At 70.9% G+C, this 19,304-nt stretch carries 21 protein-coding genes; 14 read left to right on the plus strand and 7 right to left on the minus strand.

Going from position 1 to position 19,304, the window contains the following annotated elements:
- Positions 1-204 precede the first annotated feature (204 nt).
- Entirely contained in the window at positions 205-543 is a 339-nt protein-coding gene (locus AB0L00_RS17050) for a cupin domain-containing protein (RefSeq protein ID WP_364434496.1), read from the minus strand.
- A 64-nt stretch (positions 544-607) separates the two neighbouring features.
- Between AB0L00_RS17050 and AB0L00_RS17055 the strand changes: the two genes are divergently transcribed.
- Positions 608-2,050, plus strand: coding sequence for a PLP-dependent aminotransferase family protein (locus AB0L00_RS17055; protein ID WP_364434499.1), 1,443 nt, complete (start codon positions 608-610; stop codon positions 2,048-2,050).
- A gap of 200 nt (positions 2,051-2,250) precedes the next feature.
- Here the strand turns inward: AB0L00_RS17055 and AB0L00_RS17060 are convergent, their stop codons facing one another.
- On the minus strand, positions 2,251-2,430 hold the full coding sequence (locus AB0L00_RS17060) for a hypothetical protein (RefSeq protein ID WP_364434501.1): 180 nt from the start codon (positions 2,428-2,430) through the stop codon (positions 2,251-2,253).
- Positions 2,431-2,464: 34 nt separating this feature from the next.
- Between AB0L00_RS17060 and AB0L00_RS17065 the strand changes: the two genes are divergently transcribed.
- Positions 2,465-2,740 carry a hypothetical protein gene (locus AB0L00_RS17065; RefSeq protein ID WP_364434504.1) on the plus strand — a complete coding sequence of 92 codons (276 nt, stop codon included), beginning with the start codon at positions 2,465-2,467 and terminating at the stop codon, positions 2,738-2,740.
- Positions 2,741-2,758: 18 nt separating this feature from the next.
- Here AB0L00_RS17065 and AB0L00_RS17070 read toward each other — a convergent pair whose 3' ends face one another.
- Positions 2,759-3,463 (minus strand): hemerythrin domain-containing protein, encoded by a 705-nt coding sequence (locus AB0L00_RS17070; RefSeq protein ID WP_364434507.1) that lies wholly within the window; start codon positions 3,461-3,463, stop codon positions 2,759-2,761.
- A gap of 202 nt (positions 3,464-3,665) precedes the next feature.
- Complete coding sequence (locus AB0L00_RS17075; RefSeq protein ID WP_364434510.1) at positions 3,666-3,986, minus strand: DUF1330 domain-containing protein; 321 nt, start codon at positions 3,984-3,986, stop codon at positions 3,666-3,668.
- A gap of 334 nt (positions 3,987-4,320) precedes the next feature.
- On the opposite strand from AB0L00_RS17075, the gene AB0L00_RS17080 reads away from it, so the two are divergent.
- From AB0L00_RS17080 to AB0L00_RS17110, 7 genes are all read left to right on the plus strand, one after another.
- Positions 4,321-5,013, plus strand: coding sequence for a hypothetical protein (locus tag AB0L00_RS17080; protein ID WP_364434512.1), 693 nt, complete (start codon positions 4,321-4,323; stop codon positions 5,011-5,013).
- Between the two features lie 137 nt (positions 5,014-5,150).
- On the plus strand, positions 5,151-5,633 hold the full coding sequence (locus AB0L00_RS17085; protein WP_345350648.1) for a YbjN domain-containing protein: 483 nt from the start codon (positions 5,151-5,153) through the stop codon (positions 5,631-5,633).
- Positions 5,634-5,751: 118 nt separating this feature from the next.
- A complete protein-coding gene (locus AB0L00_RS17090) occupies positions 5,752-6,180 on the plus strand; it encodes a hypothetical protein (RefSeq protein WP_364434515.1) in 429 nt (142 codons plus the stop codon).
- A 272-nt stretch (positions 6,181-6,452) separates the two neighbouring features.
- A complete protein-coding gene (locus AB0L00_RS17095) occupies positions 6,453-9,020 on the plus strand; it encodes an MFS transporter (RefSeq protein ID WP_364434518.1) in 2,568 nt (855 codons plus the stop codon).
- Between the two features lie 104 nt (positions 9,021-9,124).
- Positions 9,125-9,640 carry a MarR family winged helix-turn-helix transcriptional regulator gene (locus AB0L00_RS17100; RefSeq protein WP_364434520.1) on the plus strand — a complete coding sequence of 172 codons (516 nt, stop codon included), beginning with the start codon at positions 9,125-9,127 and terminating at the stop codon, positions 9,638-9,640.
- A gap of 38 nt (positions 9,641-9,678) precedes the next feature.
- Positions 9,679-10,107: a hypothetical protein gene (locus AB0L00_RS17105; RefSeq protein WP_364434522.1), complete on the plus strand. Its 429-nt coding sequence runs from the start codon at positions 9,679-9,681 to the stop codon at positions 10,105-10,107.
- A gap of 96 nt (positions 10,108-10,203) precedes the next feature.
- A complete protein-coding gene (locus AB0L00_RS17110; protein WP_364434525.1) occupies positions 10,204-10,824 on the plus strand; it encodes a DUF1349 domain-containing protein in 621 nt (206 codons plus the stop codon).
- Here the strand turns inward: AB0L00_RS17110 and AB0L00_RS17115 are convergent.
- The gene (locus AB0L00_RS17115) at positions 10,782-11,627 is read right to left on the minus strand and encodes an MBL fold metallo-hydrolase (RefSeq protein WP_364434528.1); all 846 of its coding nucleotides are present in this window, start codon (positions 11,625-11,627) and stop codon (positions 10,782-10,784) included. The genes AB0L00_RS17110 and AB0L00_RS17115 overlap by 43 nt on opposite strands.
- 32 nt (positions 11,628-11,659) lie before the next feature.
- Positions 11,660-12,418 carry a hypothetical protein gene (locus AB0L00_RS17120; protein WP_364434530.1) on the minus strand — a complete coding sequence of 253 codons (759 nt, stop codon included), beginning with the start codon at positions 12,416-12,418 and terminating at the stop codon, positions 11,660-11,662.
- Positions 12,419-12,646: 228 nt separating this feature from the next.
- Between AB0L00_RS17120 and AB0L00_RS17125 the strand changes: the two genes are divergently transcribed.
- The gene (locus tag AB0L00_RS17125; RefSeq protein WP_364434532.1) at positions 12,647-14,083 is read left to right on the plus strand and encodes a trehalose-6-phosphate synthase; all 1,437 of its coding nucleotides are present in this window, start codon (positions 12,647-12,649) and stop codon (positions 14,081-14,083) included.
- Between the two features lie 10 nt (positions 14,084-14,093).
- Here the strand turns inward: AB0L00_RS17125 and AB0L00_RS17130 are convergent, their stop codons facing one another.
- The gene (locus AB0L00_RS17130) at positions 14,094-16,595 is read right to left on the minus strand and encodes a DUF3516 domain-containing protein (protein WP_364434534.1); all 2,502 of its coding nucleotides are present in this window, start codon (positions 16,593-16,595) and stop codon (positions 14,094-14,096) included.
- A 129-nt stretch (positions 16,596-16,724) separates the two neighbouring features.
- Here AB0L00_RS17130 and AB0L00_RS17135 point away from each other — a divergent pair, with 129 nt between their 5' ends.
- The 4 genes from AB0L00_RS17135 (at position 16,725) to AB0L00_RS17150 (ending at position 19,217) form a co-directional block, all read left to right on the plus strand.
- Positions 16,725-17,594 carry an SPFH domain-containing protein gene (locus AB0L00_RS17135; RefSeq protein ID WP_364435409.1) on the plus strand — a complete coding sequence of 290 codons (870 nt, stop codon included), beginning with the start codon at positions 16,725-16,727 and terminating at the stop codon, positions 17,592-17,594.
- The gene (locus AB0L00_RS17140) at positions 17,591-17,797 is read left to right on the plus strand and encodes a hypothetical protein (RefSeq protein ID WP_364434536.1); all 207 of its coding nucleotides are present in this window, start codon (positions 17,591-17,593) and stop codon (positions 17,795-17,797) included. The genes AB0L00_RS17135 and AB0L00_RS17140 overlap by 4 nt, the downstream gene beginning before the upstream one ends.
- On the plus strand, positions 17,794-18,411 hold the full coding sequence (locus tag AB0L00_RS17145; protein WP_364434538.1) for a GPP34 family phosphoprotein: 618 nt from the start codon (positions 17,794-17,796) through the stop codon (positions 18,409-18,411). Before AB0L00_RS17140 ends, AB0L00_RS17145 begins: the two co-directional genes overlap by 4 nt.
- 68 nt (positions 18,412-18,479) lie before the next feature.
- Entirely contained in the window at positions 18,480-19,217 is a 738-nt protein-coding gene (locus AB0L00_RS17150; RefSeq protein ID WP_364434540.1) for a VOC family protein, read from the plus strand.
- Positions 19,218-19,304 lie beyond the last annotated feature (87 nt).

Below are 19,304 nucleotides of genomic sequence, written 5' to 3' on the forward strand. Positions count from 1 at the left end.
TACTGCACTGGAGACGGTGTGGGAGAGTAGGACGCCGCCGGACACTTACATAGATCAGGAAAGCCCGCCAGGTTTCTGGCGGGCTTTCCTGCGTTCATAGGCAGACCAGGCGGCGGGAGATGGCAGATCTGGACCCGATTCCGGCCGCCCCCTCAGCTCCTCCCCTGCTATTCGAGCGAGGCGACCGCCTCGCTCTGCTGAGGACTAGTTTCCGTACTGCTTGGTCTCGGGGCGTTCGAGCATCAGGCCGTGCGCGGGCCGCTCGGCGACGGGGCGGTGGCGGACACCCTTCGGTACGACGAACAGCTCGCCCCGGCTGAGGGTGACCGCCTCTCGTCCCTCCACGTCGATGCGGAAGCTGCCGTCCCAGCACAGGAACAGTTCGTCCTCGTCGTGCTGGTGCCAGGGGAACTCGCCCTCGAACCGGGCGACGCGTACCACGGCGTCGTTCGCCGTCACCAGGTCCTGCGGCTGGTAAGGGCCTGGCAGGCCGGCGATGACCTCGTCGATCGACACCGGGCTCGTCTCGTTCTGTGTTGTCATGCCTCCCATCCTTCAGCCGTACGGGACCCGGCCACAGCGCCAATCCGGGACAATTGGCGCTGAGATGGAGCCAAACGAGCTGATTGAACGGCTTGGGCGCTGGTCGGTCGGGCGCGGGCCGCTGTACGTACTCCTCGCGGCCCGGCTGCGCCGGCTGATCGACGACGGCGAACTGCCGTCCGACACCCGGTTGCCGCCCGAGCGCGCCTTCGCGTCCGCGCTCGCGGTGGGGCGGAACACGGTCGTCGCGGCGTACGAACTGCTGCGGACGGAAGGGCGGATCGTACGGCGGCAGGGGAGCGGCACCCGCGTCGCCGGGGTCGCCCCGCCCGCGCCGCCCGGCACGACCGGCGCCCCGGTGTTCCTGCACCTGCTGGAGCCGCGGGACGGCGTGATCCTGCTGGCCTGCGCCGCGCCGGACTCCCCGCCACCAGAACTCGCGGCGGCGTACGGGCGGATCGCCCCCGCACTCGCGAGGATCAGCGGCGACATCGGCTACCACCCGGCGGGGAACCTGGGGCTCCGGCGGGCCATCGCCGAACGGTACGCGCGGCGCGGGGTGCCCACGGAGCCGGAACAGATCCTGGTCACCAATGGCGGCCAGCAGGCGCTGTCCCTGCTCACCCGCGCGTTCGCACGGCCCGGCGACCGCGTCCTCGTCGAGGCCCCCACGTACCCCGGCGCGCTCGAGGCGCTCCGCGACGAGGCGGCCGTGCCCCGTACCCTGCCGCCCGGGCTCGACGGCTTCGAGGCGGCCGTACGCGAACACCGCCCGGCTCTCGCGTACGTCATCCCGACCTTCCAGAACCCGACCGGATCGGTGCTGTCCCCGCTCGCGCGCCGCAGGCTCGCCGAGACGGCGGCCGCCGCCGGCGTTCCGCTGGTCGACGATGAGGTCCTGGCCGACCTGGGGTTCCCCGGCGAGGAGACACCACCTCCGCTGGCGGCCTACGCCGACACCGTGATCTCGGTCGGCTCCCTCAGCAAGAGCGTCTGGGGCGGCCTGCGCATCGGCTGGGTCCGCGCACCCGTACCGGTCATCGCCCGGCTGGCCCGGCTGCGCGCCGTGCACGACCTCGGCGGCGACGTACCCGCACAGCTCGCCGCCGCCGAACTACTGCCCCACCTGGACACGGTGGTCCGGCGCCGGGCCGCCGAGCGCCGGGTCCGCCACGACCACCTGCGCGCGGAACTGGCCCGGCGGCTTCCCCGCTGGGAGGCGCCGCCGGCCCGCGGTGGCCAGACCCTGTGGGTACGCCTGCCGTACGGCGACGGCGCCTCCTTCGCGCAGACGGCGATGCGCCATCGCGTCGCCGTACTACCGGGCGGCGGCCTCGACCCGTCCGGGGGCAGTACGGACCACATCCGCATCCACTTCCTGGCACCTCCCGACGTGCTGACCGAGGCCGTCCGCCGCCTGGCCGAGGCGTGGCACGCCTACGCCCGGCCGACCGGACCCGACGGCCCGCCGGTGGCGGGCCGCACGGCGGTCATGACCCGTCGTTGAGGCGTCCCCCACCCGGACTTCACCGGGGACCTGTCATGCCCGTCACTGGGAACCAGCCGCTCACCGGCCATCTCCCACTCGTCTCCGGTACGGCCGATCGCGGCGGCGATCCCGGTGGTCAGGCGCCGAAGCGCGGCAGATGGGTGCGTTCTTCGTCCTTTCCGTCATGGCGCGGCGGTGAGCGCGAGGAAATCAGCGGCTTAGCTACCGGCGGCAGGCGGCGGCGCGCCGGCCTCGGCGAGCCCGCCCGCGAGCCCCGATGCCGGCGCCGGCGGCTCGCCCGTCCTGCCGCCCGTCACCGCGCCGACCGACCCGGCGAGCGCCTCGCCGTCGGCGCCCCGGACCGGCCGTACGGACGGCGGCCGGACTCGTCCCACCACCGGAAGGACCGACGGCACGTCGCACCCGTACAAGGTGACCGGCGCGGACAGCGACGGCCTGGCGGTCCAGACCGAACCGCACGTGAACCACGTCCTCCACTACGTGCCGAACGGCACCACCCTGCACGTCGTCTGCCAGACCGACCACGGCGACTGGGTCAAGGAGGACGACCGCTGGCAGTACGGGCGGCACTTCACCACCTGGGACCGCCTCGCCGACGGCACCTGGGTCTACGACTGGTACATGACCACGCCGCGCGTCGACGCCGGCGGCTACTCGCCGGGCATCTCGCCCTGTCCGGGCGGCTGAGCCCGCGCTCGCCCGGCGTCAGACGCGCGGCGTGAATCGGGACAGGTCGTAGATGCCCAGCTCCTTCTCGATCCCGGCCACGCGGTCGACGACCCCGGTGAAGCCCGCGGCGCCGAAGCGGCGGTGCTCCTCGTCCTCGAAGCGCTCGCCCATCTCGGCGAACTCCCGGGCCGGCATGATGTCGCGGAACGTCGGGAACACCACCGTGTCCTCGCGGGCCTCGTGCGGCGAGTACATCCGGTCGAAGGACCTCATGGCGCCGATGACCCGGTCGCGGGTACGCGCGTCCGCCAGACCCTGGGCGGTGGCGCCGGCCAGGATCCGCCGGGTGAGGATCCGGCCCTTGTCGTGCTGGGTCGTCAGCACGCTCACCGTGCCGACCAGCTTCCCGGCCTTCCGCAGGCGCGGAAAGACGAACCTCTCCTCGAGGTGCTCGTGGTACTGCTCGATGAACGTACGGATGATGTCGGCGGAGTCGTGCAGTGCCTCCGGCGGGAGACGCGTCCCGGCGCGCAACCGCCGCTCCGCCTCCTGGTAGATCAGCAGGATCCGCTTCAGGACGCCGTGCTCGCGCATGAGGTCCTCGGTCGGCGGCACCTCCTCCGCGGGAGCCGCGACCGCCGCCGTACGAGCACCGCCCGCCGAGACCAGCACACCCCCCGCCGTCACCGCGGACAGCCGCAACAGCCGCCGCCGCTCCCACACGGACTCGATCCTGGCCATAAGCCGCCCATACCCATCCGGACCAGGGCGAACGCGTCGGTGAGCGGGGTGGTCGCTCGTCGGCGCGTTGTGGTGTCGGGGCTACGAGGCGGTCAGCCGCAGGCCTGCTTGAGTTCCTTGCCCACGCTGATGAGACCGGAGTTGTCGGGGGGTTGCGGGTTGCCGCCGGCCGCCTGCTCAACCTGACCTGTCGGGAAGTCGATCAGGCCAGGACGTCGGTGGCGCGGTGGTCGCGGTCGACTCCGTCGATGAGCAGGAGGACGCCTCGGGAGTTGTCCGCGCGCAGCGGGATGATCTCGCGGTAGGCGGCGGAGCCGTACCAGGCCTGGGCCGCCTGCAGGTCGGGGAACTCGATGACGATGAGGTCGCCCGACCAGTCGCCCTCCCGTACGTCGGGCTTGGCGCCGTGGATGATGAACCGCCCGCCGTACGGCTCCAGGGTCGCGTCGATCCGCTCGAGGTACTCGACGATTCCCGGGCCCGGGTCGACGTCGTGCAGGTGTGCGATGGCGTATCCGGCCATGATTCCTCCAGGTCTCTCGCTCGCGGAACGGGATCCGCTTCCGTTGACGACGTCAGTCTGCTGGTCGCCGCGACGCTCGGCGATTACGCGACAGGTAATGCGGCGTCTTACGCGTTCGGTATCGGGTTCGCGACGGTGACTCGGTCAGGCCGGCCGGTGTGAGCCGCCGTAGGCAAGGGCGTTCGTGTTCCCACCGACAAAGATCCATCGAAGGTCGGATCATGGGAGAATCCCGGTCGGTCCCGGTGCGGCTCGCGCGGCGAGCGCGGCCGGGGCGGTATCTCGGGAGGGCCGGCGGTCGGCGGCCTCCCGACGCGCCGACCAGGAGGAACCCATGTCCGAACCGTACGGCCAGCCGCCCTCGCCCAACTGGCAGCCGTCCAACCCGGTGCCGCCGCCCGGAGCGCCCGGACCGGGGCCCGCGCCGTATGGGACGCAGCCTCCACCTCCCGGCCCCGGAATGGCCGGCCCGCAGGCGCCGTACGGCCAGCCGGGAGCGCAGGCCCCGTACGGGCAGCCCGGAGCGCAGGCGCCGTACGGGCAACCGGGAGCGCAGGCGCCGTACGGGCAGCCCGGAGCGCAGGCTCCGTACCCGCCGTCAGGCCCGTACCAGCCCGGCCCGTACGGTGCGCCGCCGTTCGGCGGGCCGACGCCCGCCCAGCGCCGGAAACGCGCGCTGCTGGTCGTGCCGATCGCGCTCGTCCTCCTGATCGGGTTGATCGTGGTCAGCCGGCTCTCGTCGCACAGCGACGACGTGGCCGTCGGGGACTGCGTCGAGCGGGTGACGAGCGGGGCGACCCAGAGCCGCGATGACAAGATCAAGAAGGTCGGCTGCACGGACGCGAACGCCGGCTACAAGGTCGTCGGCAAGGTCGAGCACGTGTCGAAGATCAGCCTGGACATCAAGGAGAACCTCTCCGGCAACGGCAAGGGGATCTGCGGCCAGTTCCCGACCGCGACCGTCCGTTTCTGGAAGGGCACCAGCAAGGACGGCTACGTGCTCTGCATGGCCCCGAACCAGCACTGAGCGCCTCCCGGCGGGCCGCGGGGAGGGACGGTGCCGCCGGGCGGTCGTGGGGTCCATCACTCAAAGTTCCGGTAACGCGTACTGAAAGGCGTTGGTGCGGCAGAATCTGACTACTGTCCGCGAGAATGGAGTCACGCATGGAAGCCGAACCTCCGAGTACCCCGTCCTCCAGCGGCTCCCACCCGTGTGTGGTCCGGCCCGATGTCGAGCTCCTGGAGGAGGTGCTGGATCAGCTGGAGGTGAGCTCGTTCCGGGACACCCGGGGCCGCCTGGGCACGCGCTGGCCCTGCTTCAGCCTCTTCTTCACCATCCATGACGAGGACGAGGTCTTCTCCGCCCGCACGATCTACGACCACTTCTTCAGCGTCGAGGACAAGCCGACGCTCTGCGCGGTCCTCGACGAGTGGAATCGCGACACCACGGGGCTGAAGGGCTATACCGCCACCGACGACGACGGCAGTGTGATCATCGTCAGTGAGGCGATGATGCGCACCGACGGCGGCGTGACCCGTGAGCAGTTCGCCGCGTCGGCGACCATCTGGCTCGGGCTGGCCGGGTCGTTCCACCTCTGGCTGACGCAGCGGCTCTCGCTCGCCGGTCTCGCCGGCGAGCCCCTCTGAGGCCACCGGCCGTTCGGTTCCGCTTCTCCCAGAGCCATGATCATCGGGCCTATTGTTGATCATAAAGGATCGGGGCATCCGGTCCGTTCGGCGACGAGTCGGTATGGATGGGAGCGGTATGGACGGGATGAAGAGGATCGCCGCGGCAGGGCTGGGAATCGGCGTGGCCCTGACGGCCTCGGCGGTCGTGGCCAGCGCGGCGCAGGCGCAGACCCTGGCGCAGCCGTACACGCCGGAGCAGATCTGCGGGTCCGGCTTCCAGGTGATCGAGTCGCAGCCGTTGGGCAAGGCCGGTGAGGCGCGCGTCTACTTCCTCAACAACGGGCCGACCAACTGTGTGGTGACGCTCAAGCAGGGGGCGTACGTCGGTAACTCCGTCAAGATCTCGGCCCGCCTGCAGATCGTGGGCGGGAGCACGCAGACCGACGGCCCCGCGGCGTTCAAGTACTACGCCGGACCGCTGAAGGCGGATCCGCAGGGCGGATGCATGGTCTACGGCGGCACCTACGGCTCCTACGGCTACACGTCCCCGTCCACCTGCGGCTGACCTTCCGCTTCGACGACCCGAGGGTCGACCGGCCACCCGGCCCGGTCGGCCCTTTTTTCGTGCCATCGCGGGCATTAGGTTGCTTAGGGCAACCAAGTGGGGTTATAGTTGCTTCAGGCAAGCAAATGATGCCCTACCTCCCCTCCCGATCGGCGGCGCACCGAAGCCCTGGCCGGCAGCGGTGAGGCCCCCACGATCTCCCGCGCGGACGCGATCGCGCGGTCACCGTACGAACGACCCCCACGCCCGTAGGTGGGGGCGAAAGGAACTTGATGACAACCGCAGCACCGGCCGAGGCGCGGGTCACCGGCCACGGATCGGACGCCCCGATGTCGCATCGGCAGATCATGGAAGCGCTGTCCGGTCTGTTGCTCGGCCTGTTCGTCGCGATCCTGTCGTCGACCGTCGTGTCGAACGCGCTTCCGACGATCACCGCCGACCTGCACGCGAGCCAGACCGCCTACACCTGGGTGATCACCTCCACCCTGCTCGCGACCACGATCTCCACCCCCATCTGGGGCAAGCTCGCGGACCTGATGAGCAAGAAGCTGCTCATCCAGCTCGGCCTGCTGGTGTACGTCATCGGGTCGGCGATCGCCGGCCTGTCGCAGAACTCCGGGATGCTCATCACCGCCCGGGTGGTGCAGGGTCTCGGCGCCGGCGGTCTGACCGCCCTGGCCCAGACGATCATGGCGGTGATGATCGCGCCGCGTGAGCGCGGCCGTTACTCCGGCTACATGGGCGCGGTGTTCGCGCTGGCCACGATCGGCGGCCCGCTGATCGGCGGCGTCATCGTCGACACGTCCTGGCTGGGCTGGCGCTGGTGCTTCTACGTCGGCGTGCCGTTCGCGGTCCTCGCCCTCATCGTCCTGCAGAAGACCCTGCACCTGCCGACCAGCAAGCGGAAGGTCAAGGTCGACTGGCTCGGCGCCACGCTGCTCGCCGCCGCCGTGTCCCTGCTGCTGATCTGGGTCTCGTTCGCCGGAACCAAGTACGACTGGCTGTCCTGGCAGACCGCCGTCATGGTCGGCGGCGCCCTGGTCCTCGCCCTGATCTTCATCGTCGCCGAGAGCAAGGCGGCCGAGCCGATCCTGCCGCTGCCGCTGTTCCGCAACCCCACCATGAGCCTCGCGGTGGTGGCGAGCCTGTTCATCGGTGTCGCGATGTTCGGCGCGACCACCTTCCTCAGCCAGTACTTCCAGCTCGCCCGCGGCGACTCGCCGACGAAGGCCGGCCTCATGACCCTGCCGATGATCGCGGGTCTGGCCCTGGCGTCGACCATCAGCGGCCGGATCATCACCCGCACCGGCCGGTACAAGGCCTTCATGATCGCCGGTGGCATCCTCCTGACCGCCGGGTACGGCCTCATGAGCGTGCTGCGCCACGACACGGTGTACTGGGAAGTCTCGATCTTCATGTTCCTCATCGGCGTCGGCCTCGGCACGACGATGCAGAACACCGTCCTCGCCGTGCAGAACCAGGTGCGCCTCGAGCAGATGGGCGCGGCCAGCTCCTCCGTCTCGCTGTTCCGTACGCTCGGCGGTGCGATCGGCGTCTCGGCGCTGGGCGCGCTGCTGTCCAACCGGGTCACCAACTACACGACGGACGGCCTGGCCCGCCTCGGCATCCACCAGGCCGCCTCCAGCGGCGGCAGCGAGGCCATCCCCAACCTGTCCGCGCTGCCCGCCCCGGTCCGCGCGGTCGTCGAGGCGTCCTTCGGCCACGGCATCGGCGACGTGTTCATGTTCGCCGCCCCCTGCGCGTTCGTCGCGCTGCTCGCCATCCTGTTCATCAAGGAGGTGCCGCTGCGCACCTCGCGCACCGAGGAGCAGAAGCCCGAGCCCGCCCCGGCCGCCCCGCGCGGCCAGCACGCCCGGCGTGAGGACTGGCAGCCGGCCGCCGCGACCGCGGCGGTGGCGAACGGCACGACCCGTCCCTTCACCACCCAGCCCGGCGCGGCCCCGGCCGTCGCCGAGTCGGCCGCGGCGCAGTACGGCACGACCGCCTCGGCCGCACCGATGGCGACCCTGGCCGACGTGACGGCCGCTTCCAACGGGAGCACGCCGGCCGGCGGCGGTGTGATCCGCGGCTTCATCCGGAGCCCCGAGGGCAACCCGGTGCCGCACGCCGCGATCACGCTGATCGACGTGCGCGGCCGCCAGATCGGCCGTGCGACGGCGCGGCCGGACGGCCGGTACGAGGTCGGCACCCCCGGCAGCGGCACGTACGTGCTGATCGCGGCGGCCGGTGACCACGACCCGCAGGCCGCCACCCTGGTGACCGGCGACCAGCCGCTCGACTACGACCTGGTCCTCGCCGGCAACGGCGGGCTCACCGGGACCGTGCGCGACACGAACGGCTCGACGATCGGCGGCGCGATGGTCGTCGTGACCGACGTCCGCGGCGAGGTCGTCGCGAGCGGCGTGACCGACGCCGCGGGCGGCTACTCCTTCAACCAGGTCGTCGCCGGGACGTACACCGTCGCGGTCAGCGCCGACGGGCACCGCCCGGCCGCGGTGCTCACCGAGGTCGGCGGCGACGGCGGGGCGAAGGTGACCCGGCAGGACGTCGAACTGCAGCCGGGCGTCCGCATCGCGGGCACCGTCCAGGCGCGCGGTCGCGGCCCGCTCGAGGACGCCCGCGTCACCCTGCTCGACGCGGCCGGCAACGTCGTCGCCGTCACCACGACCGGCCCGGACGGGCGCTACTCCTTCGCCGACCTGACCGGCGGGCAGTACACCGTCACCGCGACCGGGTACGCGCCGGCGGCGAGCTCGGTCAGCCTGAACGGTCATGACGTGGACGAACACGACGTATGGCTCGGCCACGCCACCAACTGACCACGATGACCGGGTCGGCCCGCCCCGGCCCGGTCATCGTTCCGACCTGTCATCCTGGAACAGACGGCACGACGGGGACCGCCGGGGCACGAGGAAAGCGAGCGATGACCGAAGCACCAGTCGCGATCAGCGCCGGAAAGGACCAGGCGTACCACGCGCTCGAGCATGAGCTCGGCGTGCTGATGCGCCGCGCGCGAGCGCTGTCGAACGAGTTCATGCGGGAGATCCACCCGGACCTGGACGCCGCCGCGTACGGGCTGCTCGCGGGCCTGCGCGAGTGCGCCCCGGCCCGCCCCAGCGACCTCGCGGAGTACTTCAAGGTCGGCAAGGCCACCATGAGCCGCCAGCTCAAGGTGCTGGAGGAACTCGGCCTGATCGAGCGGCGGCCCGACCCGGGCGACCGGCGGGCGCACCTGTTCGACCTCACCTCTGAGGGGCGCCGCCGGATGGACGCCGTCAGCGCTTCGCGCCAGGACACCTTCCACCGGCTCCTCGCGGCCTGGCCGGTGGAGGACGTCCGCGTCCTGGCCACGATGCTGGCCCGGTTCAACCGGCTCACCGAGACCGCCGTGAAGCCGATCCGGTCGCGGGCGGACGCCGCCTGTGACCCCATCGGGTAAAGGTCCATTAACCCGCGGTTGCCACTAATCTTCGGCGGATGCGGCGAATACTGATCATGTGCACCGTTGCCGGGATGCTCGCGTCGGCCACCGCCTGCGGCGGCGGATCCAAGGGCGACGACGCGAAGAGCGCCACGACCAGGCCGACCGACACGGCCAGCACCGGCAGCGGGAAGACCTCCGAGGAACCGACGTCCAAGCCCGCCGGCGGCGCTCACGCGGTCGTCCTGGAGGTGCTCGGCACCGGGGAACTGCCCGGGATCCTCTACAACGCGAAGACCAGCGGCAACGCCACCAACGTGAAGCTGCCGTGGAAGAAGACCGACGAGGTGCCGGGCGGTCACCTGCTGGCCGTCCTCGCCAGCTCGAGCTCGGAGAAGGTGACCTGCAGCATCACGGTCGACGGGAAGGTCGTCGTCAAGAAGACCGGCACGGTCGCCCAGTGCCGCTACACGCTGAAGAAATGAGCGCTCGACGGGCTCTGTACGAACCTCCGGTCGCGGCCTACCGTCTGTTTGGGATCGCTCCAAAAGACGGCGGCTCGCGAATCTGAAGGAGACGGTGTGGCGCAAGCAGTCGGGCAGCTCGGCATCCCCCGCATCCCCGTGTCGTTGCGGTGGGATGGAGAGCCGGCCAGTTCCTACCGGATGACGGACGACGGACTGGAGATCTCCGCCGGCCCGGACACGGACCTGTTCATCGACCCAGAGCGTACGGCCGTGAAGATGAACGCGCCGCACCTTCTCGCCTGTGCGGAGGGCGACTTCCTGCTGAGCGCCCGTGTCCAGGTCGGCTTCGAGTCGACGTTCGACGCGGGCGCGCTGCTCGTGTGGCTCAACGACCGCGCCTGGGCCAAGCTGGCCTTCGAGCTGTCCCCGCAACGTGAGCCCACGGTGGTGTCGGTGGTGACGCGCGGCACCTCCGACGACTGCAACTCCTTCATCGTCGACGACGGGCACGTCTGGTTGCGGGTGGCGCGGGTCGGCACCGCGTACGCGTTCCACGCCTCCACCGACGGGGTGTACTGGAAACTCATCCGCCACTTCGCGCTGTACGCGTCGGAGCGGACGACTCCGTCGTACGGCTTCTCGGCGCAGTCGCCCACGGGGGTCGGCTGCACCGCGGCCTTCGACGCGATCGCCTACGAGCCGAGGCGCCTGATGGAGCTGCGCGACGGCTCCTGAGCCGCCGCCCTCCGTCGTTCCAGCTCGACGGGGTCGTGTGCGGAGAACATCGTGACGTCACCGCTCCGGGCCAGCTCCCGGAGCCGGTCGACGTTGTGCAGCCGTGTCGTACGGTCCGCCTGGACGAACGTCTGGAAGAGCCGCATGCCCGGCGGGCAGCCGCCCGACTCGACCTGGTCGTGGTGGAAGTAGGCGTCCCCGGCGTGCAGGATCCAGCCGTCGCCGGTGTCGACCGCGACGCCGACGTGGCCGCGGGTGTGCCCGACGAGCGGGATGAGCAGCAGCCCGCCGGGCAGGCCGCGTACGGACTCCAGCCCGTGCCAGCGGTCGCCGCCGTCCTCGTGCTCGACCCAGCGCGGCCGGTGCGACCACACCACGGGCCGGTAGCGCTCGCGCTCGAACCAGGTCACCGGCCGCCGCGCGGCGTCCAGTTCGGCGGCGTGCACGTGGACCTCGGCCTCCGGGAAGTCGATCAGTCCGGCCGTGTGGTCGACGTCGAGGTGGGTCAGCACGATGTGGCGGACGTCGGCGGCCGTGTGGCCGAGCGCCGCGATCTGCCGGACGGCGGTCTCCGCGACGTCGAGTCGCGGCCGGCTCATCGCGACGAACGGTCGGCCGAGGATCTCCTTCGGCCGGGCGACGGCCTGCGTCCCGATCCCCGTGTCGACGAGCACGAGGCCGTCGTCGGTCTCGATCAGCAGGCAGTGGCAGACCCACCGCGCCGTCGTCCGGTCACCGCTCTCGTTGAGGAGCCGCCCGCCGAACGGCCGCATCGTGCCGCAGTTCAAGTGATGGACACGCACGCGGACCCTCCAGGACGTCGCCGGCAGCCGCCTCATGGTAGGACAGCGTGATCATCCGTGACGATCCCTGAGTCCGGGGATAGGGCGCCTCGCGACGCCCGGCGGAGCCGCCTGGCGGCGGGCACCGAGAGGGCGGCGATGATGCCGAGGGCGATGGCGACGACGTGCTCGCGGCCGGCGAGGTTCGGCAGCAGGGTGACCTCGGTGACCATCGAGGTGAGCAGCACGGTCAGCGCCCGCGGCGCGCGGCGGACGCAGCAGACGTACGCGACGAGGGCGACGACCGCCGCCGACGGGCCGGTGTCGGAGACGTACCGGGAGATCCACGGCAGGCCGACGACGGTGCCCGGTCCGAGGTAGCACATGATCCGGCCGCTGAGTGTGCACAGGAAGGTGGCGGTCAGCGCGACCGTCAGCGTACGGCGCCGGCCGACGCACGCCTCGGCGATCCCGAAGACCGCGAACACCTGCAGCAGCGAGCCCCAGACCGGAAGGTTCGGCGCCGGCGCGTACATCGAGGCGGGTAGCCGGACGATGACGAGGTAGAACGGAGTGGAGGCGGAGACGTCACTGATCAGCCGGAGGACGTAGGTGCCCAGGGCGGAGAAGTGCAGCGACCAGAGGACGAGCACCGCCGCGGCCGAGCCGAACGCCAGCGGCAGCCGGCCACGGCGCAGCCGCGCCAGCGGCTCGGACGTCAGCCGATGCGCCTCCGCGACCGTGCCCGTGATCCAGGCGGGGCGGCGGCGTCCGGCGCCGTGGCCGGTGCGAAGCCCGCCGACATTGCTCACGCCACTACCTCATGAGGAGGGAATCTTGACCGTGGGCTTAATGGTCTCTCCAGGACGGCGCCGCGTCCTCACACCGCAGGCTGATTCTGGCTCCACCGCGAGGGGGAACGTCCTTCGCGGGGGATCGGCCGATGTGACGACGATCCCGAAATCCGACAGAACTGTATGAAACAGTCAAATTTGGGGAGGAGGGGGAACGTGTCAGCCTCTAACGTGCCAGCTTCCAGCATGTCAACATCCACGAAGAACGAGTTCGTCGTCGTCGCCAACCGGCTGCCCGTCGACCGGGTGGTCGATGAGGACGGCGAAGCGTCCTGGCGGCGAAGTCCCGGCGGTCTGGTGACCGCGATCGTTCCCGTCATGCAGCGGCGCGGCGGCGCCTGGGTCGGCTGGGTCGGCGCGCCGGACGAGGACCTCGAGCCGTTCAGCACCGAGGGAATGGACCTCGTCCCCATCCGCCTGTCCGCGGAGGAGGTCGAGCGGTACTACGAGGGCTTCTCCAACGCCACTCTGTGGCCGCTGTACCACGACGTCGTCGCCACCCCGGTCTACAAACGGACCTTGTGGGACGCGTACGTCCGGGTCAACCGGCGGTTCGCCGAGGCGGCCGCGGAGGTCGCCGCCGAGAACGCCATCGTCTGGGTGCAGGACTACCAGCTCCAGCTCGTGCCCAAGATGCTCCGGGAGCTCCGTCCGGACCTGCGCATCGGCTTCTTCCTGCACATCCCGTTCCCGCCGATGGAGCTGTTCGTCCAGCTCCCCTGGCGCAAGCAGATCCTCGAGGGCCTGCTCGGCGCGGACCTGGTCGGCTTCCAGACCGCCGACGCCGCCGCCAACTTCTCCCGGCTCTGCAAGCGCCTGGTCGGCGCGAAGACCCACCGGAGCGAGATCCTCGTCGAGAACCGGGTCGTACGGGCGGAGGCGTTCCCGATCTCGGTGGACGTCAAGGAGCTGATCGACCTGATCGGCCGGCCCGAGGTACGGCAGCGGGCCGCGGAGATCCGCGAGGACCTCGGCAACCCGGCCACGATCCTGCTCGGCGTCGACCGTCTCGACTACACCAAGGGCATCCGCCAGCGGCTGCAGGCGTTCAGCGAGCTGTTCCGCGACGGCCGGCTGAAGAGCGGCGACGCTGTGTTCGTGCAGATAGCCACGCCGAGCCGGGAACGCGTCGAGCAGTACCGCCTGCTGCGCGACGACATCGAGCTGTTCGTCGGCCGGGCCAACGGCCTCTACTCCGAGCTCGGCGCACCGGTCATCAACTACCTGCACACGTCGTACACGCGCGACGAGCTGGCGGCCCTCTTCCTCGCCGCCGACGTGATGGTCGTGACGCCGCTGCGCGACGGCATGAACCTCGTGGCCAAGGAGTACGTCGCCTGCCGCGCGGACCTGCGCGGCAGCCTGGTACTCAGCGAGTTCGCCGGGGCGGCCGGGGAGCTCAAACGCGCCTTCCTCGTCAACCCGTACGACATCGACGGGATGAAGCAGACGCTGCTGGACGCCATGCACGCGAGCCCGGCCGAGCAGCACCGCCGGATGCGGGCCCTGCGCAAGCGGGTCATCGAGTACGACGTGGACCGGTGGGCGCACGACTTCCTCGAGGACCTCGAACGGCCGTACGTGTCCGAACGCCCCGTCGAGGACGTGGCGCCCGCCGTCTAGCGCCCTCGGCTCAGAGGCGGTCGACGGCGGTGACGTGCACGACCGCGCGCCCGGCCTCGTCGGAGGCGCGCAGGTCGACCTCGGCGCCGATGCCCCAGTCGTGGTGACCGGCCGGGTCGTCGAAGACCTGCCGGACCCGCCACAGGTCCGTCTCGCGCTCGATCTGCAGGAGCTTCGGCCCGCGCGCGTCCGGTCCGGTGCGGATCTCGTCGTGCTCCTCGAAGTAGGCGTCGAGGGCGTCGGCCCACCGGTCGGCGTCCCAGCCGTCCTCGCCGTCCAGCTCGCCGAGGTCGTGGTACCGCTCGAGGGCGGCGAGTTCGACGCGGCGGAACATCGCGTTGCGGACCAGCACCCGGAACGCCCGCTCGTTCGCGGTGACGACGGTGGGCGTCTCCTCGATCCGGGTGTGCTCCTCGGCGGTCTCGGGGTGCTGGAGCTGCTCCCACTCGTCGAGGAGGCTGGAGTCGACCTGGCGGACCAGCTCGCCCAGCCACTCGATCAGGTCCTGCAGGTCCTCGGTCTTCACCGAGTCGGGGACGGTCTGCTGCAGGGCCTTGTACGCGCTGGCGAGGTAGCGCAGCACGATGCCCTCGGTGCGGGCGAGCTGGTAGTAGGCGACGTACTCGGTGAACGTCATCGCCTGCTCGTACATGTCCCGTACGACCGACTTGGGCTCCAGCGGGTAGTCCGCCACCCACGGGTGCCCGCGCCGGTAGATCTCGTACGCGCCGTTAAGGGTCTCCTCCAGCGGCTTGGGATAGGTGATGTTCTGGAGGAGCTCCATCCGCTCCTCGTACTCGACGCCGTCCGCCTTCATCTGCGCGACGGCCTCGCCCTTGGCCTTGTTCTCCTGCGCGGCGAGGATCTGGCGCGGGTTCTCCAGGATCGACTCGATGACCGACAGCACGTCCAGGGCGTACGACGGGGAGGACGGGTCGAGCAGCTCCATCGCGGCGAGCGCGAACGTCGACAGCGGCTGGTTGAGCGCGAAGTCCTCCTGCAGGTCGACGGTGAGGCGGGCGTAGCGGCCCTCCTCGTCCGGCTCCTCGAGCTGCTCGACGACGCCGCCGGCCAGCAGGCTGCGGTAGATCGCGATCGCCTGGGAGATGTGGCGACGCTGCTTGGCGCGGTCCTCGTGGTTGTCGGTGAGCAGCTTCTTCATCGCCTGGAACGCGTTGCCCGGCCGGCCGATGACGCTGAGCAGCATCGCGTGGCTGACCTGGAACCGCGACTGCAGCGGTTCGGGGTCGGCGGCGATGAGCTTTTCGAACACCCCTTCGTCCCAGCCGACGAAGCCGTCCGGCGCCTTCTTGCGTACGACCTTGCGGCGCTTCTTCGGGTCGTCGCCGGCCTTGGCGAGGGCCTTCTCGTTCTCCACGACGTGCTCGGGGGCCTGCGCCACGACGTACCCGACGACGTCGAATCCGGCGCGGCCGGCCCGCCCGGCGATCTGGTGGAACTCCCGGGCCCGCAGCCGCCGCACCCGGCTGCCGTCGTACTTGCTCAGCGCGGTGAACAGGACGGTGCGGATCGGGACGTTGACGCCGACGCCGAGGGTGTCGGTGCCGCAGATGACCTTGAGCAGCCCGGCCTGCGCCAGGCGCTCGACCAGCCGGCGGTACTTCGGCAGCATCCCGGCGTGGTGGATGCCGATCCCGTGCCGGACGAGCCGGGACAGCGTCTGGCCGAACTTCGTCGTGAAGCGGAAGTCGCCGATCAGCTTGGCGATCTCCTCCTTCTCGGCCTTGGTGGAGACGTTGATGCTCATCAGCGCCTGCGCGCGCTCGGCGGCCGCGGCCTGCGTGAAGTGCACGACGTAGATCGGGGCCTTCTGGTCCTGCAGCAGCTCCTCGATCGTCTCGTGCAGCGGCGTCAGGCGGTACTCGTACTTCAGCGGCACGGGCCGCTGCGCCGAGGTCACGACGGCCGTGGGACGGCCGGTGCGCCGCGTGAGGTCCTCCTCGAACCGTGACACGTCGCCGAGCGTCGCCGACATCAGCAGGAACTGCGCCTGCGGCAGCTCCAGCAGCGGGATCTGCCAGGCCCAGCCGCGGTCGGGCTCGGCGTAGAAGTGGAACTCGTCCATGACGACCTGGCCGATGTCGGCGGCGGCGCCCTCGCGCAGCGCGATGCTGGCCAGCACCTCGGCGGTGCAGCAGACGATGGGCGCGTCGGCGTTGACGCTGGCGTCGCCGGTCATCATGCCGACGTTCTCGCTGCCGAACATGTCGATCAGGTCGAAGAACTTCTCCGACACCAGGGCCTTGATGGGCGCGGTGTAGAAGGTGACTTTGTCCTGGGCGAGCGCGGCGAAGTGCGCTCCGGCCGCGACCAGGCTCTTCCCGGAGCCGGTGGGGGTGTTCAGGATGACGTTCGCGCCCGAGACGATCTCGATGAGCGCCTCCTCCTGCGCGGGGTAGAGCGTGATCCCGCGCTCGGTCACCCACTCGCTGAAGGCTTCGAACACGGCGTCGGGGTCGGACCCCTTGGGCAGACGGTCGATGAGGCGCACAGGTCAATACTGCCCGTCCCCGCCAAATCACGGGACCGCGCCTTGCGTCCGGGGGTTCGTCCGGCTTAAAGTGATATCACTTTGCTACACCATAGTTAGCACGTTGGAGGAGCTGTGACCGAGGTCGAGATGCCCAGGCCCAAGGTCGGCGAGCGGACCGCCGCCGGAGTTTCGGGCTGGCCGATGCTGGGGGCGGTCATCGTGGCGCTGGCCGCCGCCGTCGCCCTGTTGTTCACCCGGCAGCCCGTGTTGATCGCGGTGGCGATCGTCCTCATCGTCGCCGCGGCCCTCGTGTCCGTCGGGCTGACCGCCGTCGCGCCGGGCGAGGCCCGCGTCGTGCAGCTGCTCGGCCGGTACGTCGGGACGATCCGCACGGACGGCCTGCGCTGGGTCAACCCGCTGACCACCCGGCGGAAGATCTCCACCCGGATCCGCAACCACGAGACCGAGCGGACCAAGGTCAACGACGCCGAGGGCAACCCCATCGAGATCTCCGCCGTCGTCGTCTGGCAGGTCGAGGACACCGCCAGGGCCGTGTTCGAGGTCGACGACTTCGAGGAGTTCGTCGCGATCCAGACCGAGACCGCCGTCCGGCACATCGCGGGCATCTACCCGTACGACGCGCACGGCGACGAGCGGCTGTCCCTCCGCGAGAACGCCGACGAGATCACCGGCAGGCTGTCCGAGGAGATCGCCGCACGCGTCGAGTCGGCGGGCGTACGGGTGATCGAGTCGCGCATCACCCGCCTGTCGTACGCCCCCGAGATCGCCCAGGCGATGCTGCGCCGCCAGCAGGCCGGGGCCGTCGTCGCCGCCCGGCAGCGCATCGTCGACGGCGCGGTCGGCATGGTCGAGACCGCGCTCAACCAGCTCGCCGAGCACGACGTGGTCGACCTGGACGAGGAGCGCAAGGCCGCCATGGTCAGCAACCTGCTCGTCGTCCTCTGTGGCGACCGCGACGCCCAGCCCGTGGTCAACACGGGGTCCCTGTACCAGTGACGGAGCGCAAGAAGGTCCTGCTGCGGCTCGACCCGGCCGTCCACGAGGCCCTGGCCCGGTGGGCGGCCGACGAGCTGCGCAGCACCAACGCGCAGATCGAGTTCCTGCTGCGCCGGGCGCTCACCGACGCCGGGCGGATGCCACGTGACGCCGCCCGCATGCGAAGACCGGGACGGCCTCCGAAGGAGGAAGAAGAGACATGAACCTGCCCCGATCGTTGCCCGCCCGGCTCTACCTGCTCGCCTACGACCTGGACAAGGAGCGGGTGACCGGGCGCACCCAGCTCGGCCTCGTGCTGCGCGCCGCCGCCCTGGCCGACCTCTACCTCGAGCGCCGGCTGGCCGACGAGGACGGCAAGGTCAAGGTCACCGCGGCCCGGCCGACGGGCGATCCGGTCCTCGACGCCGTGCTGCGTCAGATCGCCGACGCCCGGCCCCGGTCCTGGCGGCGCTGGGTCCGCGCCGACGAGCGCCACATCGTCCGCGAGGTGCGCGACCACCTGGAGAAGGAGCGCTGGATCAAGGTCGAGCGGCGCCGGATCCTGCCCGACCGGGTCCGCCTGCGCGAACGCCGTCCGGTCAAGCGGTACGCGGCGGAGGTCAAGGCCGTGCTGCGGCCCGCCGCGCAGCCCGACGACCGCACGACGGCCGCCCTCGTGCTGGCCGCCCGCGGCGAGTTGTCGACCGTGCTGAGCCGCCGCGAGCGGCGCGAGCACCGCAAGCGCCTGGAGGAGCTCGCCGACCCGCTCTGGCCGATCGCCCGCGCCCTGGAGTACGCCCTGCGCCAGAAACGCGCCACCACCACGAGCGGCGCCTGATCCCGCTGCCTTCGGCGGCGGGGCTCGAGGCGTGGCGCCCGGGCGACGGCGACCTTACGATCTCCGGCATGGCGACGAGACTGGTGCAGATCAATATGAAGGCCCATGACGACTCCGCGCTCGGCCGGTTCTGGGCGGAGGCGCTCGGCTGGGCCATCGACAGCGAGGCACCCGGCGTCACCAACCTCACACCCGTCGGCTTCGCCTACCCCGACCCCTCCGCCGTCTGCATCGACCTCATCACCCGCCCGGAACCCAAGACGGTCAAGAACCGGGTGCACGTCGACCTGGCCACCACCTCGGCCGCCCACCAGGCGGAGCTGGTCGCGCGCCTCACGGAGCTCGGCGCGACCCCCGCCGACGTGGGCCAGGGCGACGTCCCCTGGACGGTCATGGCCGACCCGGAGGGCAACGAGTTCTGCGTCCTGGAACCCCGGCCGGTCTACCAGGACACCGGCCCGATCGCCGCAGTGGTCGTCGACTGCGCCGACCCGCGCGCCATGGCCCGCTTCTGGGACGAGGCGATGGACTGGACCCTGCACGAGGTCACCGACGACCACGCGGTCATGCGCTCCGCCAAGGCCGTCGGCCCCTACCTGGAGTTCATCCGCACCCCCGAGCCCAAGACCGGGTGGAACCGCGTCCACCTCGACATCCGTCCCTACCCCGGCGACGACATGGCGGCGGAGGAGGCCCGCCTGCGCGCCCTGGGCGCCACCGACCCCGGTATCGACCAGTCCGACCTCCACTGGAGGGTCCTCGCCGACCCCGAAGGCAACGAGTTCTGCCTCCTCACCCCCCGCTGACCACTCCTGGAATGGTGCTCGGGCGAACCGACGGTCCGGGATTCGCTGATTCAACCGCGGGGAATGAGCGCGAGCGGAGAATCAGCG

Source organism: Actinoallomurus sp. NPDC052308 (assembly GCF_040679195.1).
GTDB classification, from domain to species: Bacteria; Actinomycetota; Actinomycetes; order Streptosporangiales; family Streptosporangiaceae; genus Actinoallomurus; species Actinoallomurus liliacearum.